Origin of the sequence: Paracoccus jeotgali, from assembly GCF_002865605.1 — a bacterium.
GTDB classification, from domain to species: Bacteria; Pseudomonadota; Alphaproteobacteria; order Rhodobacterales; family Rhodobacteraceae; genus Paracoccus; species Paracoccus jeotgali.
This window is the reverse complement of the sequence record NZ_CP025583.1, coordinates 2260518-2286029: the sequence shown is the minus strand read 5'-3', so window position 1 is coordinate 2286029 and position 25512 is coordinate 2260518. Positions and strand designations below refer to the sequence as shown.

The following is a 25512-nucleotide window of genomic DNA, read 5'->3' as shown; positions in this document are numbered from 1 at the left end:
CCATCATGACCATTTCAGCTTGAGGCTTATCATGTCCGCTTTTCCGCATGTCCTGCCGACCTATAACCGCGCCTCTCTGGCCTTCGAGCGAGGCGAGGGCGTCTGGGCGATCACGGCGGACGGGACGCGCTTTCTGGATCTGGGGGCGGGCATCGCGGTCAACGCGCTGGGTCACGCCAATCCGGAACTGGTCGCGGCGCTGACCGCGCAGGCGCAGCGGATCTGGCATGTCTCGAACCTGTATCAGATCCCCGAACAGGAAAAGCTGGCCGCGCTGCTGGTCGAGCACAGCTTTGCCGAGACGGTGTTCTTTACCAATTCGGGCACCGAGGCGGCCGAGCTGGCGATCAAGATGGCGCGCAAATACCACGACAGCAACGGCCAGCCCGAGCGGGTCGAGATCGTGACCTTCGAGGGCGCCTTCCACGGCCGCTCCACCGGCGCCATCGCGGCCTCGGGGGCGGAAAAGATGGTCAAGGGCTTCGGTCCGCTGATGCCCGGCTTCCGGCAGGTGCCCTTTGGCGATCTGGACGCGCTGCGCGAGGCGGTCAGCGACAAAAGCTGCGCGGTGATGATCGAGCCGATCCAGGGCGAGGGCGGCATCCGCCCGCTGTCCGACGAGACGCTGCGCGAGATCCGCGCGCTGTGCGACCAGACCGGCGCGCTGCTGATCCTGGACGAGGTGCAATGCGGCATGGGCCGGACCGGGCGGCTGTTCGCGCATGAGTGGGCCGGGATCGTGCCCGACATCATGATGATCGCCAAGGGCATCGGCGGCGGCTTTCCGCTGGGCGCGGTGCTGGCTACGGCCAAGGCCGCGGCGGGGATGGTCGCGGGCACGCATGGCTCGACCTATGGCGGCAACCCCTTGGCCTGCGCGGTGGGCGCGCGGGTGGTCGAGATCGTGGCCGATCCCGAGTTTCTGGCCGAGGTCGGCCGCAAGGGCGCCCTGATGCGCCAAAAGCTCGAAGGGCTGGTCGCCTCGCATCCCGATATTTTCGAGGCGGTGCGGGGCGTCGGGCTGATGCTGGGGTTGAAATGCCGCGTCGCCCCCGCCGATCTGGTGGCCGTGGGCTATCAAGAGCAGATCCTGACCGTGGCCGCTGCCGACAACACGCTGCGCCTGCTGCCGCCGCTGAACATCTCGGACGACGAGATCGCCGAGGCAGTGACGCGGCTGGACCGGGTCGCGGCGATGCTGGACGGAACGGCAGATGAGTGATCGCGGCAGAAACGCGCAGCACAGGGTGGGGGCGTCGCAGGTTGCGTCCCGCGGCACCGCGTTGCGGATCGGGCGCCGACGATAGCGGGCGGCGACGGCGCGCCTGCGCGGTCGCCTGCCATTCCGCTTGACGCGCCTGCGCCAAGCAGGCCCTCTGTCCCGATCAGCCGAAAGACGGATTCTTATGAACGATTTCCTCGATATCCACTGCACCGCGCCCGACGATCTGCGCCACATCATCGATTCCGCCCGCGACATGAAGGCCGCGCGCAACAGCCGCCCGCGCGGCACGCCCGACGACAGCCAGCCGCTGGCCGGGCGGATGGTGGCGCTGATCTTTGAAAAGCCCTCGACCCGGACCCGCGTCAGCTTCGACGTCGGCGTGCGCCAGATGGGCGGCGAGACGATGGTGCTGTCCGGCAAGGAGATGCAGCTTGGCCATGGCGAGACCATCGCCGACACCGCCCGCGTGCTGTCGCGCTATGTCGACCTGATCATGATCCGCACCTTCGAGGAGGCGACGCTGCACGAGATGGCCGAATATGCCAGCGTGCCGGTCATCAACGGGCTGACCAACCGCACCCATCCCTGTCAGATCATGGCCGACATCCTGACCTATGAGGAACATCGCGGCCCGATCACCGGCAAGAAGGTGGTCTGGTCGGGCGACGGCAACAATGTCTGCGCCTCCTTCCTGCATGCCGCCGGGCAGTTCGGGTTCGACTTCACCTTCACCGGCCCGGCGCGGCTGGACCCCGAACCGGACTGGATCGAGTTCGCGCGCAGCAAGGGTGTTCAGGCGGTGATCGAGCGTGACCCCGCCAAGGCGGTCGAGGGCGCCGATCTGGTCGTCACCGACACCTGGGTCAGCATGCACGATCCCGAATCGGCCAAGGAGCGTCGTCACAACCTGCTGCGCCCCTATCAGGTGAACGAGGCGCTGATGGCCAAGGCGCGGCCCGACGCGCTGTTCATGCATTGCCTGCCCGCCCACCGCAATGACGAGGTGACGAGCGCGGTCATGGACGGTCCACACTCCGTCGTCTTCGACGAGGCCGAGAACCGCCTGCACGCGCAAAAGGCGGTGATGCGCTGGTGTCTGGGGCTGTAGCCCCGGCCTAGCCCGCCGCGCAGCCCTGATATTCGACCGCGCCCTGCGCGCCGATCAGGGTCATGACCACGGCATCGGGGTCGAGCGGAAAGGGCTTGCCGCTGGGTGCGACGAAATCGGCGCTCGCCTCGGTCCCGTCGGCGGAAAGCTGCGGGGCCGAGACCCAGATCGACTCGTCCGCCGCGTGTTCGATGGCCAGATCGGCGCCGGCTTCGGGCAGCGACAGGGTGACGGTCATGCCGTCCTCGATCTCGGCAATCTCGCAGGCGGGCAGATGCGCGCCCTGTTGCGGGACCAGTTTCATCGCCGCAAGAATGGCGGGGTCGGGCGTGTCACCTGCGGCCGGCGCGGCCAGATCGAGGCTGGCCGGCACGCACACACTTTCACACAGGCCCAGTTCCAGATGCGCTGCCAGTTCAACCGGTTGCCCCTGTTGCGCGGGCATCACCGAAAACGGCAGCACCAGCCGGTCGTGATAGCCCAGCGTGCGGACGCCGTCCGAGATGACGATTTCAGGCGCGGGCCAATGCAGCGTGACCGCGCCGATATTCTCGCCCCGCCAGTCGAATTGCGGGGGCAGACCGGCATCGCCGGGGCTGCGCCAATAGGTCTTCCAGCCGGGCGCAAGCACCAGTTCCAGCGCCGAAATCCGCTGCCCCTGCGCGTCCGTCCAGCCCGGCAGCAGCCGGGCCGACCGCAGCCCCTGCGGCAGCGCCTTTGGCGCCCGGGATTGCGCGGCGCCGGTGGCGGGCGATATCGTGGGCAGGGCGGCGGCCGACAGCCCCAGACCGGCGAGGGGCAGGGCCAGACAGGCAAGAAGGGTCAGGTGTTTCATGCAGTCAGCCTAGCCCCCGCGCCCTGCGGCTGGAAATCACCTTTTTGCCAGAGCCCGCGCCGACACCCTTGCCGAAGCGCGCCAAAGCGCCAAGTTTAAGGACAGGAGGCCCCGATGACCCAAGACAGCGACCTGACCGGCAAGATCCTGATCGCCATGCCCGATATGGGCGACCCGCGCTTTCGCCGCGCGGTGGTGCTGGTCTGCGCCTATTCCGACGAGGGCGCGATGGGTCTGGTGCTGAACCGCCCGGTCACCGACACCAGCTTTGCCTCGCTTCTGGAACTGCTGGATATCGAGACCGAATCCGAGGCCCGCGACATTCCCATCCGCAGCGGCGGCCCGGTCGAGCCGGGGCGTGGGTTCGTGCTGCACAGCGCCGACCGCCCGCCCGATGACGGCACCATGCCGGTCGGCGCGGGGCTGGCGCTGACCACGACGCGCAACATCCTCGAGGAGTTGGCGCAGGGCAAGGGGCCGGGGCAGGCCATGCTGGCGCTTGGCTATGCGGGCTGGGGGCCGGGGCAGCTCGACCACGAGATCCGCGCCAATGGCTGGCTGACGGCGGGGATGCAGGCGGATTACGCCTTTGGCGATCCCGGCACGCTGTGGACGCGGGCGCTGCAATCGCTGGGCGTCGATCCGCTGCTGCTGTCCGGCGCGGCGGGCCGGGCCTGAGCGGCGCGGGGCCGGACAAGCGAACCTAAACAACGCTCCGCCGCGCTTTCACCTTGGGGCGGCGGCGCGTTCCAGCCGGTTGTTGATCGCCTGACCCAAGCCGTGATCGGGAATCGGGGCGATGGCGATGGGCCGCCCGGTCGCGTCGGCGCGGTGCAGCGCGTCGAACAGGTTGGCCGCCGCCTGCACCAGATCGCCGCGCTCTGACAGCGAGAACTCGCCCCGCACCTGCCCGAAGCCGATCAGGATTTCATCACCCTGCGCCTCGATCGCGTTCAGCCGCAGCGGCGCGCGGGGGGCGTAGTGGCTGGCCAGCATCCCCGGCGCCAGGGGCTGGGCGGTGTCGGTGACGGGCGGGGCGGTGGCGATGGGCTGGCCAAGCGCCTCGGCCAGCGCCTCGGCCGGGATGCCACCGGGGCGCAGCAGCACCGGGCGGCCCTGCTGCCAGCCGATGATGGTCGATTCGACCCCGACCGGGCAGGCCCCCGCATCCAGCACCACCGACAGCCGCCCACCCAAGCCGGCCATGACATGCGCGGGCCGCGTCGGGCTGATCCGCCCCGACGGATTGGCCGAGGGCGCGGCCACCATGCCGCCGAAGGCGTGCAGCAGATCCTGCGCGACCGGATGGGCGGGCACGCGGATGGCGATGGTATCCAGCCCCGCCGTCACCAGCCGGGCGATCCCCGCGCCGTCCTGCAGCGGCACCACCAGCGTCAGCGCGCCGGGCCAGAAGGCCTGCGCCAAGCGCTCGGCATCGGGCGAGAACCGGCCGATCCTCTGCGCCGCCTCCAGATCCGGGGCGTGCACGATCAGGGGGTTGAAGGACGGCCGCCCCTTGGCGGCGTAGATTCCGGCCACGGCCTGCGGATTGCGGGCATCGGCGGCAAGGCCGTAAACGGTTTCGGTCGGCATCCCGACCAGCCGCCCCTTGGCCAGCATCATCGCGGCATAGGCGATATGTTCGGAATCAGGGGACAGCAGGCGGGTTTCGATGGGGCTCTGGGTCATCACCAACGCTGGATAGGCCCGGCGGCACCGGGACGGGGCAGGGCGCGCGCCAGCGGTGACGTGGCGTTACGCAGGGTTTTTGTCGCGACGCATTGCCACAGCACCGGGTGCGGCTAATCTGGCGGGAACGCAACCATTTCATAGATGCCTCGCGCCGATCGGGCAAGACAGCCAGGGAAGAACCATGACCTACCGAGCCCCCGTCAAGCAGATCCGTTTCATTCTGGACCATGTCGTGCCCTTTGCCGAAGTCGCCGCGACCGACCGCTTTGCCGAAGCCTCGCCCGACATGGTCGAGGCGATCCTGACCGAGGCCGGGCGCATGTCGTCCGAGGTGCTGGCGCCCCTGAACCGCGCCGGCGACGAACATCCCGCGCGTCTGGAAAACGGCGTCGTTCGGTCCTCGCCCGGCTTCGACCGGGGCTTTCAGGCGATTGCCGAGGGCGGCTGGATCGGGCTGTCGGCCGATCCCGAACATGGCGGCGCCGGGCTGCCGCAGGCGCTGAACATGGCCGTGGGCGAGATGATGGCCGGGGCCTGTCTGGCGCTGCAACTGAACCCGCTGCTGACCCAGGGCCAGATCGAGGCGCTGGAACACCACGCCAGCGACGAGATGAAGGCGCAATACCTGCCCAAGCTGATCGGCGGGGCGTGGAACGGGACCATGAACCTGACCGAGCCGGGCGCGGGGTCCGATGTCGGCGCGCTGAAGACCAGGGCAGAGCCGAATGGCGATGGCAGCTTCTCGATCACCGGGCAGAAGATCTTCATCACCTGGGGCGACAGCGACGTGACCGAAAACACCTGCCACGCGGTGCTGGCCCGCCTGCCCGACGGGGTGCAGGGGACCAAGGGCATCAGCCTGTTCATGGTGCCGAAATACCTGCCCGACGCCGATGGCAACCCGACCGAGCCGAACGGCGTCAAGGTCGTCTCGCTGGAACACAAGTTGGGCATCCATGGCAGCCCGACCTGCGTCATGGCCTATGAAAACGCCAAGGGCTGGCTGATCGGGAACGAGAATGGCGGCATGGCGGCGATGTTCACGATGATGAACAACGCCCGCCTCGCCGTCGGTGTGCAGGGCGTGGGCGTGGGCGAAGCCGCGCTGCAGCAGGCCGCCGCCTATGCCGCCGAGCGCGAGCAGTTCGGCCCGATCATCCGCCACGCCGATGTGCGCCGGATGCTGGCGACCTCGCGGGCCGAGATCTTTGCCGCCCGCGCGATCTGCCTGTCCTGCGCCACGGCGCTCGACATGGCGCGGGCCACCGGCGATCGAGACTGGGCGGCACGCGCGGCGCTGCTGACCCCGATCGCCAAGGCCTATGGCACCGACGTCGGCTGCCGGGTCGCCGATACCGCGGTGCAGGTCCATGGCGGCATGGGCTATATCGAGGAAACCGGCATCGCCCAATATCTGCGCGACGTCCGCATCACGCCCATCTATGAAGGCACCAACGGGATTCAGGCGATGGATCTAGTCGGACGCAAGATGATGGATGGCGGCACCGCCGCCCAAGCCCTGCTGGACGAGATCATGGACGACGCCCGCGCCCACAGCCAGATGGACGGCACCCGCGTCGAGGCGGTGTGGAAGGCCGCGCAGACGCTGTCCGAGGCGACGAATCGGCTGGTCGAGCGGGGCATGAACGACCGCAACGCCGGCGCAGTGCCCTATCTGTCGGCCTTCGCCCGCGTGCTGGGGGCTTATCACCACCTGCGCGCCGCCGCCGCCGGGAACGAGGACGACAAGCGGCTGGCCTGGATCTATGTCGACCGCGTCCTGCCCCGCTACCGCGCCGAGCTGATCGAGGTCGAGGCCGGCTTCGACGATCTGCAGGCGATCAGCGATTCGGCGCTCGGTCTCGCCTGAATGACCGAGCAGATCCGTTACCCTTGGCCCGAGCCGCCGGCGCCGGGTCAGGCGACCGAGGTGGCGCCGGGCGTGCTGTGGATGCGCCTGCCGCTGCCGATGCGGCTGGACCACGTCAACGTCTATGCGCTGGATGACCCGGACGGCTGGACGATCATCGACACCGGCTTTGACACCGGCAAGAGCCGGGCGATCTGGCAGATGCTGCTGGACGGCCCGCTGCATGGCCGGCCGGTGCGCCGCGTCATCGCCACCCATCACCACCCCGACCATATCGGGCTGGCCGGCTGGTTCATGGAACATGGGGCCGAGTTATGGACCACGCGCACGGCTTGGCTGACCGCGCGGATGCTGGTGCTGGACGAACAACCCGCGCCGACCCCGCAGGCGGTGGCGTTCTGGCGCGCCGCCGGGATGCCGCCCGACCTGCTGGCGCAGCGCGCGACCGAGCGGCCCTTCAACTTTGCCGATTGCGTGCATCCGATCCCGCAGGGCTATACCCGACTGGTCGAGGGGCAGACCATCCGTCTGGCCGGGCGCGACTGGCGGATCGCAACCGGCGACGGCCATGCCCCCGAACACGCCACCTTCTGGTCGCAGGACGATGATCTGGTGATCGGCGGCGACCAGCTGTTGCCCGGCATCTCGCCCAATCTCGGCGTCTATGCCACCGAGCCCGGCGCCGATCCGGTTGCCGAGTGGCTGGACAGCTGCGACCGCTTTGCCACGTTGGCCCGGCCCGACCATCTGGTGCTGCCGGGCCACAAGCTGCCCTTCACCGGCCTGCCGCTGCGCCTGACGCAGATGAGCGAGAACCACATCGGCGCGCTCGACCGCGTGCAGGCGCTGCTGGCGCAGGCGCCCAACACCGCCGTCGGCTGCTTTCCGGCGCTGTTCAAGCGCCCCATCGGTCCCGGAGAGATGACGCTGGCGCTGGTCGAGGCGGTGGCGCATCTGAACTGGCTCGCGGCCCGCGACCGGATCGAGCGGGCTGGCAGCGATGACACGGGTGCGACGCTTTGGCGCGCGGTGGCGTGACAGCGCGCGAATGATCGGGTATTGAACGGCAAAACCAACCGCGATCAGGGGCAGCGCATGGCCGAACACAACCAGACCGACCACGTTCACGGCGAGATGGAAATCCGCGAACACCAGAAAACCTTTGCCGGCTTTGTCCGGCTGGCGATGTGGGCCTGCATCATCTCGCTGCTGGTGCTGGTGTTCATGGCACTGACCAACGCCTGACATGCTGCGCCGCATTCTGATCGCGCTGGCACTGCCGCTGCTTCTGGCGGCCTGCGGTGCCGACAATATCTGGGCCAGCGACGATGCCGTGCGCGCCGCGCGTTATCGCTCGGACGAGCCGCCGTCGATCTCGCTGCTGACCGTCATCGGCATCCCGCGGGGCGAAGGCGGGCATACCGCGCTGCTGCTGAACGGCAGCCAGCAGGTGATCTGGGACCCGGCCGGCAGCTTCTCGCACCCCCGCGCGCCTGAACGTCACGACGTGCTCTATGGCATCACGCCGCAGATGCGGAACGTCTATATCGACTATCACGCCCGCGATGTCGGGAAAGAGCGTTACTATGTCACGCTCGACACCGTGCAGGTGCCGCTGGAGGTCGCCGATGCCGCGATCCGCTCGGCCGAGATGCAGGGCCCGGCGAACAAGGCGTTCTGCGCCAATGCCACGACCAGCGTGCTGCGCCGGGTGCCGGGGTTCCAGCAGGCGCCGGGCGGGTTCAGCCCGCTGCGGACGCGGGAATGGTTCCTGACCCTGCCGGGGGTGCAGACCTCGACCTTCTATGACGGCGATCCCCGGCTGGTGCATGGCGATCTGCTGCGGATGAAGGACGGGTCGCTGCGGACCTATGACAGGTAAAGCCCGATGATCAGCGTGGCCGCCCCCGCAAGGATGGCGGCCAGCGTATTGCGGGTCGCGGCCCCCGCGCCCACGGTCGCGATCCCCGCCGCCATCCGCGCCGGGTCGAACTGCCCGCCGGTCGCGTCGGGCCACATGGCCAGCGGCGCGGCCAGCGCCGGCAGCACCGCCACCGCCGTATAGCGCAGCATCCGCAGAAACCACGCTGGCATCCGGCGGTTGCCGATGGCGCCCAGAAAGCTGTAGCGGATCAGGAAGGTGCCCAGCCCCAGCAGCAGGATCGTGGTCCAGATTGTGACGCTGCTCTGGGTCATGCCGCAGCCCCTCGCTGGCGGTTCAACCGCAGTTCGACCGCCGCGCCGGTCAGCATCGCCAGCAGCGCCGCGATCATCGGCCCGACGCCCGCGGGCAGCCCGACCAGCAGCAACGACATCACCACGGCCACCCCGGCCGCCGCTGCATGGGGCAGGCTGCGCAGCGCCGGCGCGATCATGGCCAGAAAGGTGATCGGCACGGCGAAATCCAGCGGGATCGTGTCGGGAATGGCGCGTCCCAGCGTGGCGCCCAGCAGCGAAAACAGCATCCACGACCCGCAGATCAGGATGGCGGTGCCGGTGAAATATCCCAGCCGCTGCGCCATCCGCAGTTGCGGCGTGTTCTGGAAATAATCGACCGACAGCGCAAAGGTCTGATCGACCAGCGCATAGGCTACCGCCATGCGCGCCGGCTGCGACGCCCCGCCCAGCCACGGCACCAGCGAGGCCGAATACATCGCCATCCGCAGATTGACCGCCAGCGAGGACAGCAGCACCAGCCAGATCGGCGCGTTGTCGCTGAGAAGCTGGATCGCGGTGAACTGCGACGCCCCGGCAAGGACGAGGACGGTGAAGCCGGTGATCTGCGCCAGATCATACCCCGCCGCATCCGCGACCACGCCGAACAGCAGTCCGAAGGGGACCATCACCAGCAGGAAGGGCAGGGACTGGACCATGCCGTGCCACACGCTTTGCATCGGGCTGCGGGCCAGGGCGCGGGCGCGGCTGGCGGCCAGCGCGGCGCTGCGGCGGGTTTTCGGGTCGGAGGTGTGGGTCATGGCAGTCCGCGAGCAAGGCAATTCTCCAACTAAGCCGAGGCGTTGGCGGGCGCAAGCAAAGGCAGAGAGGGTGGGCGCAGGCAGCGACGAATCGGCGACGACGGCGAGGGCGTCAGCGGCTCATAAGCTTTTAGCCGGAGGCAATCGGCGGAGCATCATCGACGACGCCTTTGGCATTCTGGACTGGAGCCGAAGGCAACCAACAACGGCAGGGGCAGTGATTGATCTCGCCGGGCCGGAGCCGCCGCTCGGCTCAGGTCGCGCCGAACAGACCGGCGGCGCGGGCTAGTAACATGAAGGCGCGGGCCGAGCGGGTTTCGGCCAGCCAGACGATCTCTTCATCGCTCAGGCGCGGGATCAGCGCCGTCGCACCCCGGTCGAACAGGCGCAGGAAATGGTGGACCGCGTCGCGGAACACGTCATCGCCGCGCATGGCGAGGGTGGCGGCCTCGATCACTGCCGGATCGGTGATCGCGCCCATAGCGCTGACCGCCTGCCCGCGCTGCCCATCGGCAAAGCGCCGCCAGGCCGAGGCGTCGGTGGGGCCGGCGGGCAGTTCGTCGGTGATGATCCCGCGATCGGCCAGCAGGGTGACGACATCCTGCGCGCTGCGGATCAGCCGCGCATGGTCGGGGTCGCGCAGCGCCTCGCGCAGGGCGGCGATGGCGGAATGGTCCTCGGGTCCGTCGGGAAAGTTCAGCGCCTGGATCACGATCTCGGGCGGCAGTTCCACGGCTGACGGCGCGTCGAAACCGAGGCTCGTCTGCCGCGGATCGCCCGGCACCGGCTGGGGCGCAGGGACCGCGGTCTGCGGCGCGATGGCGCGTGGGGCGGCGGCGCGGGGTGCACTGGTAGGGGTGCTGCGGACGACCTGAGCGGCCGGCGCGTAAGCCGCCTGCGCGGCAGGCGCGCGGGGCGCGGGGCGTGGCGCATCGACGCCCAAGGAATCCGGCCTGTCAGGGTGCTGGTCCAGCAGCGCGCGCAGGCTTTCGGCCTCGGCCCGCAAGGCGTCGATGCTGCGGATCAGCCCGACCGCGATCCAGATCAGCACCGGCGGCACCAGCGCGCTGGCCCCCGCCACCCAGCCCCAGCCCCCGCTGCCAGACGGAAACAGCAGCAGCGCCAGCAGCCACAGCAGGGTCAGCACCGCGCCGACCAAGACCGCGCGACCGCCGGGCCGGGTCATGTCCAGCCCGAAGCGGCCCTGCGAATCCCACATGCCGCGGCCGCGTGGACGCATCACTCGAACCGGACCGACAGGATCTCGAAGGTCTTCAGCCCGCCGGGGGTCTGCACCTCGACCACGTCGCCATCTTCCTTGCCGATCAGCGACCGCGCCAGCGGCGAGCGCAGGTTCAGCAGCCCCTTTTCCAGGCTCGCCTCGTGCTCGCCCACGATCTGATAGGTCTTTTCCTCTTCCGTATCCTCGTCCAGCAGGACCACGGTGGCGCCGAACTTGATGCCGCCCGACAGCTTGGCCGGGTCGATCACCTCGGCCCGCGACAGAACCTGCTCAAGCTCCTTGATGCGGCCCTCGATGAAGCTCTGCTTTTCGCGGGCCGAGTGATATTCGGCGTTCTCGGACAGATCGCCATGCTCGCGCGCCTCGGAAATCGCGGCGATGATCGCCGGCCGCTCATTCGACCGCAAATCGCGCAGTTCGGCGTCAAGCTGGTCATAGCCCGCGCGGGTCATCGGAATCTTTTCCATGTCTCTACCTGTCTCTGCCTTCGCCGCCCGGACCGGACGGTGGTTGGGAAACGCCCCCGCCAATTTCTTGGCAGAGGCGTTACGATTGCGTTGCCGACAGCGTTCCCCGATCCGGCGTCGCATTGCAAGTCAAACGGCGTCACATGCGCAAGGTGCCGCGCAACCGTGCGGCCAGGGCGGCTTTTGCCGCGAAAACCGCGCGATATGCGCCAGAAGCGTCGCGTCACGATTGCCCGCGGCGCTGGCACGGGCTAGGACAATGTTGGCAATTCGCAAGCGGGAGGCAAGCCCATGGCCCAGCAGGACAGCATCATCGAACGCGAATCGATGGATTTCGACGTGGTCATCGTGGGCGGCGGGCCTGCGGGGCTGTCTGCCGCGATCCGGCTGAAACAGATCGACCCCGAGCTGAACGTGGTCGTGCTGGAAAAGGGATCGGAGATCGGGGCGCATATCCTGTCGGGCGCGGTGCTGGACACCTCGGGGCTGGACGCGCTGATGCCCGACTGGCGCGAGCGCGGCGCCCCCATCCGCCAAGAGGTGACGCAGGACAATTTCTACCTGATGGGCGAGGCGGGCGAGATCCGCGTGCCGAACTGGCCGATGCCGCCCCTGATGAACAATCACGGAAATTACGTCGTCAGCATGGGCAATGTCTGCCGCTGGATGGCCGAACAGGCCGAGGCGCTGGGCGTCGAGGTGTTCCCCGCCATGGCCTGCTCGGCCCTGGTGATGGAGGGCGAGCGTGTCGCCGGCGTCGTCGCGGGCGAGATGGGGCTGAACCCCGATGGCACGCCCGGCCCGCAATACGAGCCGGGGATGGAGCTGCGCGGCAAATATGTGCTGCTGGCCGAAGGGGTGCGTGGCTCGCTGTCGCGGCAGGTGATCCTGCATTACGGCCTGTCGGACGGGCACGAGCCGCAGAAATACGGCCTCGGCATGAAGGAGATCTGGGAGGTTTCGCCCGACAAGTTCCAGCCCGGCAAGATCGTGCACACGATGGGCTGGCCGCTGGGCAAGAATGCCGGCGGCGGGTCGTTCATCTATCACTTTGAAAACAATCAGGTGTTGATCGGCTTCGTGGTCCATCTGAACTACGCCAACCCCTATGTGTATCCCTATGCCGAGTTCCAGCGCTTCAAGCATCACCCGATGGTGGCCGAGCTGCTGGAGGGCGGCAAGCGCGTCGCCTATGGCGCCCGCGCGATCAGCGAGGGCGGCTGGCAGTCGCTGCCCAAGCTGACCTTCCCCGGCGGCGCGCTGCTGGGGTGCGCGGCGGGGATGGTCAACGTCCCGCGCATCAAGGGCAACCACAACGCCATGTTCTCGGGCCTCGCGGCCGCCAATGCCGCCGCCGCCGCCATTGCCGAAGGGCGCGAGGGCGACGAGCTGACCCGCTATGAGGACGACGTCCGCAGCGGCCCCATCGCCAGCGATCTGCGCCCGGTCCGCAACGTCAAGCCGCTATGGTCCAAGCTGGGGCTGACCGCCTCGCTGGCGCTGGGCGGGCTGGACATGTGGATGGCGAACCTGACTGGCTGGAACCCGCTGGGGACCTGGAAGCACGGCAAGACCGACGCCGAGGCCACCGGCAAGGCCGAGGATTTCAAGCCCATCGTCTATCCGCGCCCGGACGGAAAGCTGTCCTTCGACCGGCTGACCAACGTCGCCTACAGCTTTACCAATCACGAGGAAAACCAGCCCTCGCATCTGAAGCTGAAAGACCCCTCGATCCCCATCGGCGTCAACCTGCCGGTCTATGCCGAACCCGCGCAGCGCTACTGCCCGGCCGGGGTCTATGAGGTGGTCGAGGACGCGCAGGGGCCGCGTTTCGTCATCAACTTCCAGAACTGCGTCCACTGCAAGACCTGCGACATCAAGGACCCGCTGCAGAACATCGTCTGGACGACGCCGCAGGGGGGCGACGGGCCGAACTACCCGAACATGTGATCGACCGGGCCGCGCTTCCCGCCGCCGGACCGCCCGCGGGGGCCGGGCCGGCGTTGCGTGCGGGGCGGTGCGTCGTTAGGGTCGGCAAGAATTCGTCATGTGGACCTGTCGATGAAGCTTCTGCATCTTCTGGCGCTTGCTGCGCTGATTGCCCTGCCCGCCACCCTGCCTGCGGCGGCGCAGGACGACACGCCGCCACCGCCGCGCCCGGTTCTGGACGCGCCGACGCAAGCGCCCGTTGCGCCGAAACGCGACACCCCGCTGACCCGCTCGCTGGCCGGTCCCTATCTGGCCGGGCGCGTCGCCGCCACCGACAACGCGTTTGAGGCGGCGTCGGATTACTATCTGCGCGCGCTCGAGACCGATCGGAACTCGCCGTTTCTGAACGACAGCACCTTGATCTCGCTGGTCGCGGCGGGGCGGGTGGATCGGGCGATCGCGCTGGTCGATCAGTTCGCGGCCGAAGGCGCGGGCGCGAAATCGCCCATCGCACGGCTGATCCAGCGTGCCCGGCTGGCGGAAGAGCAGGACTGGGACGCGCTGCTGGCGGTGATCGAGGCCGAGCGCAGCAAGGGTGAACAGCAGGAAAAACTGCTCGACGGCATGTTGCGGGCCTGGGCCCTGCTGGGTGCCGGCCGCGCGGCCGAGGCGGATGCGGCCTTCGTCGAGACCGCCAAGATCCGTGGCGTTGAAACTCTGGTCGGCTATCACCGCGCGCTGTCCAAGGCGCTGGTCGGCGATCTGGAAGCCGCCGCCGGGCTGCTGGCGGGCGATTCGGCCGAGCAGAGCCTTGTCGGCCTGATCGCCCATGCCGAGATCCTCGCCTTGCTCGACCGCCGGGACGAGGCCATCGCCCTGCTGGAACAGGTCCAGCAGGAAGGGCTGGACGACATCGCCGGAGAAAAGCTGGCGCTGCTAAGATCCGGCGAGCCGGTGCAGTTCGACGTGGTCAGCGGCCCGCGCGACGGGATCGCGCAGGTCTTTCTGACCTTTGCCACGCTGCTGTCGAACGACGTCGATCCGGGGCCGCTGGCGCTTGTCCATGCGCGGCTGGCCAGCCACATCGCGCCCGACATAGCCGATGCGCGGCTGATGGTGGCGCAGATGCTGCAACTCGCCGGGCAGTTCGACGCGGCCGAGGCGCAGTTCGACAGGCTGCGCGAATCGGGCGACATGCGCCCGCTGGCGGAACTGGTGCGGATCGACACGCTGGCCCGCGCCGGGCGGATCGAGGATGCCGAACGCGCCGCCCGCACCCTGACCGAGGCTCGCCCCCAGATCGCGCAGGGCTGGATCGCGCTTGGCGACCTGCTGCGCCAGCAGGACCGCTGGGCCGAGGCCGTCGCCCCCTATGACCGCGCCATCGCGCTGATCGACCCCGCCGACACCGATTCGCTGTGGTTCCCGCTCTATGCCCGCGCCATCGCCTTCGAGCGCAGCGGCAATTTCGAACGGGCCGAGACGGATCTGAAAGCCGCCCTCGAAATCCGCCCCGACAACGCGCAGATGCTGAATTATCTGGGCTATTCCTATGTCGACCGGGGCGAGAACCTCGACCTCGCGCTGCGGCTGATCGAGCAGGCGGTCGAGCTGTCGCCGGATGACGGCTATATCCTCGATTCGCTGGGCTGGGTTCTGTATCGGCTGGGCCGCTATCAGGAAGCGGTCGAACCGCAGGAACGCGCGCTGGCGCAGATGAGCAATGACCCGCTGGTCAACGACCACATGGGCGACATCTATTGGAAAGTCGGGCGCAAGCGCGAGGCGCGGATGCAGTGGCAGCGCGCGCTGAGCTTCAAGCCCGAGACCGAGGACGAGGCTTACCGCATCCGCGCCAAGCTGGATCGCGGGCTGGACGCGGTGCTGGAAGAAGAGGCCGCGAATGGCGGCAAGCTGCCGCCCCCGCCGGCTGTCCCGGAGGAGACCAGCGCCGACGCAACCCCCGCCGACGCCACGCCCGAGAATGCCGCGACTCGGGATGCCGCGACCGGGGATGACGCGACCGGGGATGACGCCGACCTGCCGCCGGCCGAGTGATGCAGGGCCGGACCGGCGCAGCGGCGGCGATCAGCGCATGAGCGTCACCGAATTCGCCCCCGCCAAGCTGAACCTTGCGCTGCATGTGACCGGGCAGCGGCCGGATGGGTATCACCTGCTCGATTCGCTGGTGGCCTTTGCCGAGGTCGGCGACCGCGTGACCCTGACACAAGCGCCGCTGTCGCTGCAGATCACCGGCCAGTTCGCGGCCGGGCTGTCGCCGAATGACAACCTGTGTCTCGACGCCGCGCGGCTGGTCGGGGCCGAGGTGGCGATCACGCTGGAAAAAAACCTGCCGGTGGCCTCGGGGATCGGCGGCGGGTCGGCCGATGCGGCCGCCGTGCTGCGCGGGCTGGCGCGGATGGGGCACCCGCTGCCCCCGGCGCCCGAGCGTCTGGGTGCCGATGTGCCGGTCTGCCTGCACCCCCGCCCGCTGCGGATGCAGGGCGTGGGCGAGATCCTGATACCGCTGCCGCCCCTGCCGGAACTGCATCTGGTGCTGGTCAATCCCGGCATCGCGGTGCCGACCCCGCAGGTCTTTGCCGCCCTGCCGACCAAGACCAACCCCCCGCTGCCGCCCTTTCCCGACCGCCCCGATCTGGCCCGGCTGGTGGACCACCTGCATCGCTGCCGCAATGACCTGCAGGCGCCTGCGGTGGCGCTGTTCCCGCCGATCCGCGACTGCCTCGACGCGCTCGACGCCGAAGGCGCGCTGCTGGCGCGGATGTCCGGCTCTGGCGCGACCTGCTTCGGGATCTTCGCGGATGTGGGCGCGGCCGGGCTGGCGGCCTATCGGATCGGCACCGTCCATGACGGCTGGTGGATCACCGCGACCAAACTGGCATCCGCCCCCGGCGCGGGATAGACTGGCCGCTGACATCATCCGGCCTGAACAGGAGGTCTGACATGCTGAGACTCGGCGTCAATATCGACCACGTCGCCACCATCCGCAACGCGCGCGGCACGCCCTGGCCCGACCCGCTGCGGGCGGCCCAACTGGCCGAGGAAGCCGGCGCCGACGGCATCACCGCCCATCTGCGCGAAGATCGCCGCCACATCAGCGACGCTGATATCGACGCGCTCATGGCCGGGCTGCGCCTGCCGCTGAACCTAGAAATGGCCGCGACCGCCGAGATGCAGACCATCGCCCTGCGCCACCGCCCGCACGCGATCTGCGTCGTTCCCGAAAAGCGCGAGGAACGCACCACCGAAGGCGGGCTGGACGTGGCCGGAAACGAGGCCGCGCTTGGCCGCTATATCGCGCCGCTGCGCGAGATGGGCAGCCGCGTCTCGCTGTTCATCAGCCACGAAAAGCGCCAGATCGAGGCCGCGGCCCGGATCGGCGCGGCGGTGGTCGAGCTGCATACCGGCGCCTATTGCGATTACGACACCGAAGGCCGCCACGACAAACGCGACGCCGAACTGGCCGCCCTGCGCGAAGGTGCCGCCCGCGCCCATGATCTGGGGCTAGAGGTTCATGCCGGCCACGGGCTGACCTTTGACACCGTCGCCCCCATCGCCGCCATCCCGCAGATCATGGAGCTGAATATCGGCCATTTCCTGATCTCGGAATCCGTGTTCGTAGGCCTCGACGGCGCGATTCGCGAGATGCGCCGCCGCATGGACGCCGCGCGGGCATGACGGCGGGCATGGCTTTGTCGGCCCGCGGGCGGCGCAAGAGGGCGGGCGCGTGATCCTGGGGATCGGCACCGATCTGGCGAATATCGAACGGATCCAGGGCGTGCTGGACCGTCACGGCGACCGCTTTCGCAACCGCGTCTTTACCGCGACCGAACTCGCCAAGGCCGCCCGCCGCAAGGACGAGGCCGGGACGCTGGCCAAGCGATGGGCGGCGAAAGAGGCGTGTTCCAAGGCGCTCGGCACCGGGTTGCGCATGGGGATCAGCTGGCGCGACATGGCGGTGGACAACCTACGCTCGGGCCAGCCGGTGATGACGCTCAGCGGATGGGCGGCCGAGCGGCTGGCCACGATGACCCCGGCGGGCTATTCGGCGCTTGTCCATGTCACGCTGACCGACGATCACCCCTGGGCGCAGGCCTTCGTGGTGATCGAGGCGCTGCCGGACCAGCCCCTGCCCGATTCGCTGCGTTAATCGGGCCGCAGCGCGGTCGGCAGCCGCGCGGCGCGGCGCCGGGCGCGGGCGGACTGGATCAGGGTCACGGAATAGATCACCAGCGCCGCCCAGATCATCGGGAAGGCGATGCGCCGTGCGCCCTCGAACGGTTCATCGAACAGCCAGACCGCGATCAGGAAGATCATCGTCGGCGTGATGTATTGCAGCACGCCGATGGTCGACAGCCGTAGCAGCTTGGCGCCGTTGGCATAGAACATCAGCGGGATCGCGGTCACCGGCCCGCAGCCGATCAGCAGCAGCGTATCGGACCAGCTTCCGCCGAAATGCCCGCCGCCATGGCTGTGCAGCCAGGCCAGATAGGCAAGCGCGGGCAGCAGCAGCAACATCACCTCGAGCGTAAAGCCCTGATTCGGTCCCAGCGGCAGGCTGCGCTTGAAGAAGGCGTAAAGCCCCCAGGAAAAGGTCAGCCCGACCGCCACCGCCGGCAGGCTGCCGTTTTCCGCCGTCATGATCACCACCGCCAGCGCCGCCAGCGCCACCGCGACAAGCTGCATCCGGCTGAGCCGTTCGCCCAGCAGCAGCGCGCCCAGGCAGATCGAGAAGAGCGGGTTGATGTAATAGCCAAGCGCCGCCTCGAGCGCGCGGTCATTGCCGATCGACCAGACATAGATCAGCCAGTTGATCGTGATCAGCACCGCCGTCAGCGCCGCCATCGCCAGCAGCCGCGGCCGGCCAAGCGCCTGCCGCAGGTCCGCGCCGCGCCGCTGCTGGATCAGGACCGCCGCCGCCACCGGCAGCGACCAGATCACCCGATGCGCGATCACCTCGGTCGGCGGGATGTGGGCCACGGCCTTCATATACAGCGGCAGCAGCCCCCAGCTGCCATAGGCGGCAAGGGCATAGGCAAAGCCTTTCGGGGAATCGGCGGGCTGGGGGGCGTGGGTCATGGCCGGACGATAGGCAAGCGGCGCGGGAAAGGGCAGAGCGGAAATGCTTGAACCGGCAAGATTTCACTGGCAGCAACCGGGGCAAGCGCGGCGATGCAACCGGCCCCGTCGGCAGGCGTTGGTCGGGTGACGTTGAAAGAAAGGCAGACCATGTTCAAGATCGCATTTCTTGCCGCCTCGGTCGGTTTCGTGGCGAGCGCGGCCTCGGCGCAGCAGCCGGCGCAGGCCGGGCTGGACGACGCCGTCGCTGCGGCGCGCAACCAGCTTGGGGTGGTCGAATACTGCCAGACCCACGGCCATATCGGCCCCGAGGCGGCGGCAAGCCAGACGCGGATGATCTCGATGCTGCCCGCGCCGGGCGATGCGGCGGCGGCGGATGCGGCCTATGCCAAGGGGCGCGAGGGCGTGGTGTCGGCGCTTGGCGTCGAGCAATCGCTGGTCGAGGCGGCGCAGTTGCAGAACACCGACGTCGCCACCATGTGCCAGCAGCTCGAAGCAATGGTGATCGAGGCGGCATCGGCGCTGCCCAAGGATACGGCGGCAGAGGGACGGGCCGCTGCGCCGGACGCAGGCGCGGCGGAAGCGGACGCGCCAGCCGCAGATGGCGCGGAAGCGACGCCGCAAGAGGAAGCGCCGGAGGAGAAGTTGGAGTCCGCGCCGGGTGCAGAGGCCGAACCGGCTGCCGATGCGCAGCCCGATCCAGACCAAGATGCTGAGAGTCAATCGGACGCAGCCGCAGAGGCGGGGAGTGACGCAGAGACGACCGACAATGGCGGTGCAAACTGAACCATTGCGGTGACGGCAACAAGCCGTCTGACCGGCCCCGCTACTCCAGCCCCGGCTGGTCCAGAAGCGTAACCCCCTCGCGGCTTTCGAGTTCGATCACCCATAAATCGGGGTCGAAACGCGCCTCTCGCGCGATGGCGGTGTCGATCTGCGCCTCGGCGCCGGTGGCGGCGCGGACCCATTCGCGGCGGTCGCTGTCGAGGTTCCATTCGTGGCGCCACAGCACCGCCTGCCCGTCAAGCGTCGCGCATTTGACCAGCACGCTGCCCGCCGTCGCGTCGCCGCGCCGCAGCACATAGGCCGGGATGCCGGCCTGACCCAGCCGCGCCAGATAGGCGCCGACCCAGACATGGGTGGCCAGCCTCGGTTCAGCCAAGGCCGGCGTCAGCCGTCATTGAAATCGAGGCCCATTTCGCGGAAGCGTTCGGCCTCGTCCAGCCATTTCTCGCGCACTTTCACAGTCAGGAACAGATGCACCGGGCGGCCCAGGAACTCGGACAGTTCCTCGCGGGCGGCCTTGCCGACGGCGCGGATCGCCTCGCCCTTGTGGCCCAGGACGATGCCCTTGTGCCCCTCGCGGGCGACATAGATGATCTGGTCGATCTTGGCCGAGCCGTCCTTGCGATCCTCCCACGCCTCGGTTTCCACCGTCAGCTGATAGGGCAGTTCCTCGTGCAGGCGCAGGGTCAGCTTCTCGCGCGTGATCTCGGCCGCGATCATCCGCATCGGCAGGTCGGCGATCTGATCCTCGGGGTAGAGCCACGGTCCGACCGGCAGTTCAGAGGCCAGCCAGCCGCGCAGATCGTCGGTGCCATAGCCCTTTTCGGCCGAGATCATGAAGGTCCTGGTAAAGGGAAACGCCTCGTTCATCTGTTTCGACAGCGCCAGCAGATGCTCGGCCTTGACGCGGTCGATCTTGTTGATCGCCAGCGCCACCGGCCGGTCGCCGACGCTGTCGCGCAGCTGGGTCAGGATGGTCTGGACGCCGTCGGTCATGCCGCGATGGGCCTCGATCAGCAGCACGATGATGTCGGCATCCGACACACCGCCCCAGGCCGCCGCGACCATGGAACGGTCCAGCCGGCGGCGGGGCCGGAAGATGCCCGGCGTGTCGACAAAGACGATCTGCGCGTCGCCTTCCATGGCGATGCCGCGAATCCGGGTGCGGGTGGTCTGGACCTTGTGGGTGACGATGGACACCTTGGCCCCCACCATCCGGTTCAGAAGCGTCGATTTCCCGGCATTCGGCTCGCCGATCAGCGCGACAAAGCCGGCGCGCTGCGGGGTTTCGGGGGTGATGGTGACATCGGTCATGGCGTGGTTCCCGTCTGTGCGGAGAAAGGGGGCGGGCAGGCATTGCGCCTGCGGATGATGGGGCAGCAGGGGCAGGGCGTCGGGCGCGGGGCCGTCATGCGCTGACCGTGCTCAGCAAGGCGCGGGCGGCGGCCTGTTCGATGCTGCGCTTGGTGCCCTGACCGGTCGCGGCGGCCGAGCGGCCATCGTCCAGCGTCACGGTGATCTCGAATTGCGGCGCGTGGTCGGGGCCGCTGCGGTCGGTGACCTGATAGCGCGGCGGGGTCATGCCATGGGCCTGCGCCCATTCCTGCAACGCGGTCTTGGGGTCGCGGGCATCGTCATCGACCGAGTCGAGCCGTTCCGCCCACAGCCGCAGCGCGACGGCCTTGGCGGTCTCGAACCCGGCGTCGAGGTAGATCGCGGCCAGAACCGCCTCCATCCCGTCGGCAAGCAGCGCGTCCTTGCGCCGGCCGCCCGACAGCATCTCGGACCGGCCGAGTTTCAGGACATCGCCCAGCCCGATCTCGCGCGCGATCGCGGCGCAGGTCTCGCCGCGCACCAGCGCGTTGTAGCGCGGGGCAAGCTGGCCCTCGGTCGCGCTGCGGTCGGCGGCGAACAGCGCCTCGGCGATGATCAGGCCCAGCACGCGGTCGCCCAGAAATTCCAGCCGCTGATTGTCGGGCCGCGTCACCGAGGCGACCGAGCCGTGGGTCAGCGCGCGCAGCAGCAGTTCGGGTCGGGCAAATTCGTGACCCAGCCGCGCCATGAAGGCGCGCAGATCGTTGCCGACCTTCACCGGATCGCCTTGAACAGCCTGTCCGGACGCCAGGTCCAGACGTAAAGCAGCGATTTCCCCGCTGACGAGAACATGATCCGATCGGCGCGTCCGATCAGATATTTCGCCGGGACCATGCCCAGCCCGCCGCGGGCGGCCTCGAACCGCGAATCCTCGGAATTGTCGCGGTTGTCGCCCATGAAGAAGTAATTGCCTTCGGGGACGGTATAGACGGGCGTGTTGTCCGCGATCCAGTTGGGCGAGATGTCCAGCACGTCATGGCTGACGCCGTTAGGCAGCGTTTCGGTGAAGCGGTGCTTGATGCAGTCGCCGCCGGGCGGGACGGGTTCATTGGCGCAGCGCGGCATCAACTGCTGGCTGCCCTGCGGGGCCTTGACCTCGATGAAATCGGGCTGCTGTTCATAGGCCACCGGCTCATCATTGATGATCAGCCGGCCATCGACCATCTGCACGGTGTCGCCGGGCAGGCCGATGACGCGCTTGATGAAATCGACGCCGCGGGTCGGGTGGCGAAAGACCACGACATCGCCGCGCCCGGGTTCGCGGCCCATGATCCGATCCTCGATCGGGCAGATCGAGAAGGGGCAGGACACGGCGGCATAGCCATAGGCCATCTTGTTGACGAACAGGAAATCGCCGATCAGCAGCGTGTCCTTCATGCTGCCGGAGGGGATCCAGAACGGCTGGAAGAACAGCGTGCGAAACACGCCCGCGATCAGCAGCGCCCAGAATACGGTCTTGACCGTCTCCCAGATGCCTTCCTTCTTCTCTGCCTTGACCGCCATCATCCGTCCTTTGGGGCTTTTCAATCCCGGCTGCATGATGCCGGGGGGGCGGAAAGTCAAGGTAAGCGGGCGGCAGCGGCGCCGGGGGCCTTGGCGGGGTCAGCAGTCGGGCAGGCTGACCGGCACGCTGGTCGCCAGCCCGCCAAGGCTGGTTTCCTTGTATTTATCGGCCATGTCCAGGCCGGTCTGGCGCATGGTGCGGATGCAGGCGTCCAGCGGCACGAAATGCACCCCGTCCGCCTTGACCGCGATAGAGGCCGCCGTCACCGCCTTGACCGCGCCGAATGCGTTGCGTTCGATGCAGGGCACCTGCACCAGCCCGCCGATGGGGTCGCAGGTCATGCCGAGGTGATGCTCGAGCGCGATTTCGGCTGCGTTCTCGATCTGCGGGGGCGTGCCGCCCATGACCGCCGCCAGCCCGCCCGCCGCCATGGCCGAGGCCGAGCCGATCTCGCCCTGACAGCCGACCTCGGCGCCCGAGATCGAGGCGTTGTGCTTGATCAGCCCGCCGATCGCCGCCGCCGTCAGCAGAAAGACGCGATGCGCCTCGGCGTCCAGGTCGGGGTGGAACTGCCGGAAATAACGCAGCACCGCCGGAATGACCCCCGCCGCGCCATTGGTGGGCGCGGTGACGACGCGGCCGCCGGCGGCGTTTTCCTCGTTCACCGCCATGGCAAAGACCGCCAGCCAGTCATTCGCCAGCAGCGGGTTGGGGCGATTCAGCTGGCGGTCGGCCTGCAGCCGGTCATGCAGCGCGCGGGCGCGGCGCGGCACCTTCAGCCCGCCCGGCAGGATGCCGTCCTGGCTGATGCCACGGTCGATACAGTCCATCATCGTCTGCGCGATCCGGTCCAGCCTCGCGTCCAGATCGGCTTCATCGGTAAAGCGCAGCTCGTTCTGCCGCTTCATCTCGGCAATCGACAGCCCGCTTTCGGCGGCCAAGGCCAGCATTTCCTCGGCCGAGGTGAAGGGATAGGGCACTACCGCCAGCCGTTCGGCGCGCGCCCGCTGCGGACAGTCGAGCTGATCCTCGGGCAGCACGAAGCCGCCACCGACCGAGTAATAGACCCGCCGCAGCACCTCGGCCCCGTCGCGCGTGGCGGTGAAGATCATGCCGTTGGGATGTGCGGGCAGGGGGATCTTGCGGTCCAGCCGCAGATCGACGGCGGGATCGAAGCGATAGCCGTCATGGCCGGGCGGGGTGACGCGGTGCCGGGTCCGCACGCGGGCGGCAATCGCCTCCATTCCGTCGGGATCGACCTGATCGGGTGTCTCGCCCGACAGGCCCAGGATCACCGCCCGGTCCGAAGCATGGCCGATCCCGGTGAAGGCAAGCGAGCCGTGCAGGCTGACCGCCACCGCATCCGCCGGCGGGTCGAGGCGCGCCAGATCGTCCAGAAACAGTGCCGCCGCCGTCATCGGCCCCATGGTGTGCGAACTGCTGGGACCGATGCCGATCTTGAACATGTCGAACACCGACAGAAACATGGCCGCTTCCCCCACAGGACTGAACCCGCACCGTATCGGGGCAAGGGGCTTGGGGGCAAGCGTCCCGCGTCGGCGGCTAGAACGGGGCAGGCGCGGAAAAGCCCTGCTGGATGCCGCTTTCGGGGTGGCGAAAGCGCAGCGACTCGGCATGCAGCATCAGGCGCGGATGGTCGGCGTCCGCGCCTGTGGCGTAAAGGCTGTCGCCCAGGATCGGGTGCCCGATCTCGGCCATGTGGACGCGCAATTGATGGCTGCGCCCGGTGATCGGGAACAGCCTGATGCGGGTCTCGGCATCGCTGGCGCGGTCGACCCGCCACTCGGTCCGGGCCGGGCGGCCCTGATCGTGATCGACCTTTTGCCGGGGCCGGTTCGGCCAGTCCACGATCAGCGGCAATTCGACGCTACCGGTCTTGTCGGCCACCCGCCCGGCGACGCGGGCCACATAGGTCTTTTTGGTCTTCCGCTCTTCGAACTGGCGCGACAGGTCGCGCTGCGCGTGCGGCGTCAGCGCAAAGACCATCACCCCCGAGGTGTCGAGGTCCAGCCGATGCACCAGAAGCACCGTCGGAAAGGCCAGCCGCAACCGCGCGATCAGGCAGTCGGCGCGGTCCTCGCCCCGGCCCGGCACCGACAGCAGCCCGGCCTGCTTGTCCACGACCAGCACCTGATGGTCGTGATGCAGGATCACCGGCGGATCGGACGGCGGAGTGTAGACAAAGCTCATTTCAGCACCAGCCGCAGCGCCAGCCCGCCAAAGATCACCGCCGCCAGCCGGTTCAGCGCCCGCAGATGCCGCCCCAGCCGCAGCCCCAGCCAGCCCGCGACCAGCCCGTAGCCCATCGTGATCAGCGTGCCGGTGACGGTAAAGATCAGCCCCAGCCCCAACACCTGCTGCCAGACCGGGCCGTAGTCGGGCCGGGTGAATTGCGGCAGGAAGGCCAGCAGGAACAGCACCGGCTTGGGGTTCAGGATGTTCGACAGCGCCCCGCGCCGCACGATCCGCCACGGGTTTTCGGGCGTCCGCGCGGTCGGGGCCGTGGGCGTCTCGTGCCAGGCCTGCCAGGCCAGATACAGCAGATAGCCCGCCCCCAGATAGCGCACCGCCACCAACAGCCCCGGATGCGAGGCCGCGATCGCGCCCAGCCCCACCGTTGCCAGCATCAGGTGAAACGCCACCCCCAGCCCCACGCCCAGCCCCGCCAAGGCGCCCGCGCGCGGTCCGCCCCGGATTCCGCAGGCCGAGGCGAACATCACGTCCTGCCCCGGCGCGAGGTTCAAAAGCAGGCCGCCGCCGACGAAGGTCAGCAGCGAGGCGGTCGGGATATTCTGCAGCACGTCCAGGATCATCGGCCCTGATTAGCGCGGCTTTCCCCGCCTGATAAGGGGTGTTATCACCGCGCCTGACCCGGCCCTTGCGACGAAAGAACCGCCATGATCGACCCTGCGCGCCTTCGCGAAATCTCTGACAATCAGCCCGAATTCGCCCGCCATCTGGGCATCCGTCTGGTCAGCGCCGAGCAGAACCGGGTCGAGATGGAGCTGCCGGTCACCATGGCATTGTCGAACCGCAACGGGGTCATGCATGGCGGCGCGATCCTGGGGCTGACGGACAATGCGGGCGGCACGGCGGCGTCGATCAACCTCGCCCCGGACGAAAATACCGTGACCATCGAATCCAAGGTCAATTTCCTGCGCCCGATCCGCATCGACGATGTCGCCCGCGCCGTGGCCGTGCCCGTCCATATCGGCAGCACCACCCAGATCTGGGAGATCACCGTGACCCGCGGCGACGGCAAGGTCGCCGCCCGCGTGACCCAGACCCAGATGACGCTGGCGTGGAAAGACCCCGCCCCGGTGCCTGCCGGCTGATCCGGGCAAGCTGGTGCCATCCAGCGCCCGTCTGCGCCACGCCCGCCT

General features: G+C 68.6%; 28 protein-coding genes. 14 read left to right on the top strand and 14 right to left on the bottom strand.

Going from position 1 to position 25512, the window contains the following annotated elements:
• Positions 1-31 precede the first annotated feature (31 nt).
• Together CYR75_RS11145 and argF are read left to right on the top strand one after the other, a co-directional pair.
• On the top strand, positions 32-1222 hold the full coding sequence (locus CYR75_RS11145) for an aspartate aminotransferase family protein (protein WP_101500106.1): 1191 nt from the start codon (positions 32-34) through the stop codon (positions 1220-1222).
• Positions 1223-1406: 184 nt separating this feature from the next.
• Positions 1407-2333 carry an ornithine carbamoyltransferase gene (gene argF, locus CYR75_RS11140; RefSeq protein ID WP_101500105.1) on the top strand — a complete coding sequence of 309 codons (927 nt, stop codon included), beginning with the start codon at positions 1407-1409 and terminating at the stop codon, positions 2331-2333.
• A gap of 7 nt (positions 2334-2340) precedes the next feature.
• On the opposite strand, the gene CYR75_RS11135 is transcribed toward argF, so the two are convergent.
• Entirely contained in the window at positions 2341-3168 is an 828-nt protein-coding gene (locus CYR75_RS11135; RefSeq protein WP_101500104.1) for a protein-disulfide reductase DsbD domain-containing protein, read from the bottom strand.
• A gap of 114 nt (positions 3169-3282) precedes the next feature.
• Here CYR75_RS11135 and CYR75_RS11130 point away from each other — a divergent pair, with 114 nt between their 5' ends.
• On the top strand, positions 3283-3846 hold the full coding sequence (locus tag CYR75_RS11130; RefSeq protein ID WP_101500103.1) for a YqgE/AlgH family protein: 564 nt from the start codon (positions 3283-3285) through the stop codon (positions 3844-3846).
• A 48-nt stretch (positions 3847-3894) separates the two neighbouring features.
• Here CYR75_RS11130 and CYR75_RS11125 read toward each other — a convergent pair whose 3' ends face one another.
• Positions 3895-4857 (bottom strand): L-threonylcarbamoyladenylate synthase, encoded by a 963-nt coding sequence (locus CYR75_RS11125; protein WP_101500102.1) that lies wholly within the window; start codon positions 4855-4857, stop codon positions 3895-3897.
• 184 nt (positions 4858-5041) lie between these two features.
• Here CYR75_RS11125 and CYR75_RS11120 point away from each other — a divergent pair, with 184 nt between their 5' ends.
• The 4 genes from CYR75_RS11120 to CYR75_RS11105 are packed head-to-tail and all read left to right on the top strand — an operon-like array spanning position 5042 to position 8612.
• Positions 5042-6730 carry an acyl-CoA dehydrogenase gene (locus CYR75_RS11120; RefSeq protein WP_101500101.1) on the top strand — a complete coding sequence of 563 codons (1689 nt, stop codon included), beginning with the start codon at positions 5042-5044 and terminating at the stop codon, positions 6728-6730.
• Positions 6731-7768: an MBL fold metallo-hydrolase gene (locus CYR75_RS11115; protein ID WP_101500100.1), complete on the top strand. Its 1038-nt coding sequence runs from the start codon at positions 6731-6733 to the stop codon at positions 7766-7768.
• Between the two features lie 21 nt (positions 7769-7789).
• Complete coding sequence (locus CYR75_RS11110) at positions 7790-7975, top strand: aa3-type cytochrome c oxidase subunit IV (RefSeq protein ID WP_225972698.1); 186 nt, start codon at positions 7790-7792, stop codon at positions 7973-7975.
• 1 nt (position 7976) lies between these two features.
• Positions 7977-8612 (top strand): hypothetical protein, encoded by a 636-nt coding sequence (locus CYR75_RS11105; RefSeq protein ID WP_101500099.1) that lies wholly within the window; start codon positions 7977-7979, stop codon positions 8610-8612.
• On the opposite strand, the gene CYR75_RS11100 is transcribed toward CYR75_RS11105, so the two are convergent.
• From CYR75_RS11100 to greA, 4 genes are all read right to left on the bottom strand, one after another.
• Positions 8600-8926: an AzlD domain-containing protein gene (locus tag CYR75_RS11100; RefSeq protein WP_101500098.1), complete on the bottom strand. Its 327-nt coding sequence runs from the start codon at positions 8924-8926 to the stop codon at positions 8600-8602. The genes CYR75_RS11105 and CYR75_RS11100 overlap by 13 nt on opposite strands.
• Positions 8923-9705, bottom strand: a complete 783-nt coding sequence (locus CYR75_RS11095) for an AzlC family ABC transporter permease (RefSeq protein ID WP_225972697.1) — start codon at positions 9703-9705, stop codon at positions 8923-8925. The genes CYR75_RS11100 and CYR75_RS11095 overlap by 4 nt, the downstream gene beginning before the upstream one ends.
• A gap of 253 nt (positions 9706-9958) precedes the next feature.
• A complete protein-coding gene (locus CYR75_RS11090; protein ID WP_101500097.1) occupies positions 9959-10945 on the bottom strand; it encodes a hypothetical protein in 987 nt (328 codons plus the stop codon).
• A complete protein-coding gene (gene greA, locus CYR75_RS11085) occupies positions 10945-11415 on the bottom strand; it encodes a transcription elongation factor GreA (RefSeq protein WP_101500096.1) in 471 nt (156 codons plus the stop codon). The genes CYR75_RS11090 and greA overlap by 1 nt, the downstream gene beginning before the upstream one ends.
• A gap of 291 nt (positions 11416-11706) precedes the next feature.
• On the opposite strand from greA, the gene CYR75_RS11080 reads away from it, so the two are divergent.
• From CYR75_RS11080 to acpS, 5 genes are all read left to right on the top strand, one after another.
• Positions 11707-13365 (top strand): electron transfer flavoprotein-ubiquinone oxidoreductase, encoded by a 1659-nt coding sequence (locus CYR75_RS11080; RefSeq protein WP_101500095.1) that lies wholly within the window; start codon positions 11707-11709, stop codon positions 13363-13365.
• Positions 13366-13476: 111 nt separating this feature from the next.
• A complete protein-coding gene (locus CYR75_RS11075) occupies positions 13477-15402 on the top strand; it encodes a tetratricopeptide repeat protein (RefSeq protein ID WP_225972696.1) in 1926 nt (641 codons plus the stop codon).
• 37 nt (positions 15403-15439) lie between these two features.
• Positions 15440-16267: a 4-(cytidine 5'-diphospho)-2-C-methyl-D-erythritol kinase gene (locus tag CYR75_RS11070; RefSeq protein WP_101501004.1), complete on the top strand. Its 828-nt coding sequence runs from the start codon at positions 15440-15442 to the stop codon at positions 16265-16267.
• Positions 16268-16308: 41 nt separating this feature from the next.
• Positions 16309-17043: a pyridoxine 5'-phosphate synthase gene (locus tag CYR75_RS11065; protein WP_101500094.1), complete on the top strand. Its 735-nt coding sequence runs from the start codon at positions 16309-16311 to the stop codon at positions 17041-17043.
• Positions 17044-17092: 49 nt separating this feature from the next.
• The gene (acpS, locus tag CYR75_RS11060) at positions 17093-17515 is read left to right on the top strand and encodes a holo-ACP synthase (RefSeq protein WP_101500093.1); all 423 of its coding nucleotides are present in this window, start codon (positions 17093-17095) and stop codon (positions 17513-17515) included.
• On the opposite strand, the gene rarD is transcribed toward acpS, so the two are convergent.
• Entirely contained in the window at positions 17512-18444 is a 933-nt protein-coding gene (rarD, locus tag CYR75_RS11055) for an EamA family transporter RarD (RefSeq protein WP_101500092.1), read from the bottom strand. The genes acpS and rarD overlap by 4 nt on opposite strands.
• 150 nt (positions 18445-18594) lie before the next feature.
• On the opposite strand from rarD, the gene CYR75_RS16235 reads away from it, so the two are divergent.
• The gene (locus tag CYR75_RS16235; RefSeq protein WP_192876653.1) at positions 18595-19230 is read left to right on the top strand and encodes a pore-forming ESAT-6 family protein; all 636 of its coding nucleotides are present in this window, start codon (positions 18595-18597) and stop codon (positions 19228-19230) included.
• Positions 19231-19270: 40 nt separating this feature from the next.
• Here CYR75_RS16235 and CYR75_RS11045 read toward each other — a convergent pair whose 3' ends face one another.
• The 7 genes from CYR75_RS11045 to CYR75_RS11015 form a co-directional block, all read right to left on the bottom strand.
• Positions 19271-19606, bottom strand: coding sequence for a DUF1491 family protein (locus CYR75_RS11045; protein WP_101500091.1), 336 nt, complete (start codon positions 19604-19606; stop codon positions 19271-19273).
• A gap of 8 nt (positions 19607-19614) precedes the next feature.
• The gene (gene era, locus CYR75_RS11040; protein WP_101500090.1) at positions 19615-20544 is read right to left on the bottom strand and encodes a GTPase Era; all 930 of its coding nucleotides are present in this window, start codon (positions 20542-20544) and stop codon (positions 19615-19617) included.
• Between the two features lie 94 nt (positions 20545-20638).
• Complete coding sequence (gene rnc, locus CYR75_RS11035) at positions 20639-21322, bottom strand: ribonuclease III (RefSeq protein WP_101500089.1); 684 nt, start codon at positions 21320-21322, stop codon at positions 20639-20641.
• A complete protein-coding gene (lepB, locus tag CYR75_RS11030; RefSeq protein WP_101501003.1) occupies positions 21319-22107 on the bottom strand; it encodes a signal peptidase I in 789 nt (262 codons plus the stop codon). The genes rnc and lepB overlap by 4 nt, the downstream gene beginning before the upstream one ends.
• 99 nt (positions 22108-22206) lie before the next feature.
• Complete coding sequence (locus tag CYR75_RS11025; protein WP_101500088.1) at positions 22207-23595, bottom strand: L-serine ammonia-lyase; 1389 nt, start codon at positions 23593-23595, stop codon at positions 22207-22209.
• Between the two features lie 76 nt (positions 23596-23671).
• On the bottom strand, positions 23672-24319 hold the full coding sequence (locus CYR75_RS11020; protein WP_101500087.1) for a pseudouridine synthase: 648 nt from the start codon (positions 24317-24319) through the stop codon (positions 23672-23674).
• Positions 24316-24942 (bottom strand): LysE family translocator, encoded by a 627-nt coding sequence (locus CYR75_RS11015; RefSeq protein WP_101500086.1) that lies wholly within the window; start codon positions 24940-24942, stop codon positions 24316-24318. The genes CYR75_RS11020 and CYR75_RS11015 overlap by 4 nt, the downstream gene beginning before the upstream one ends.
• A gap of 84 nt (positions 24943-25026) precedes the next feature.
• Between CYR75_RS11015 and CYR75_RS11010 the strand changes: the two genes are divergently transcribed.
• Positions 25027-25464, top strand: coding sequence for a PaaI family thioesterase (locus tag CYR75_RS11010; protein ID WP_101500085.1), 438 nt, complete (start codon positions 25027-25029; stop codon positions 25462-25464).
• Positions 25465-25512: the final 48 nt, after the last annotated feature.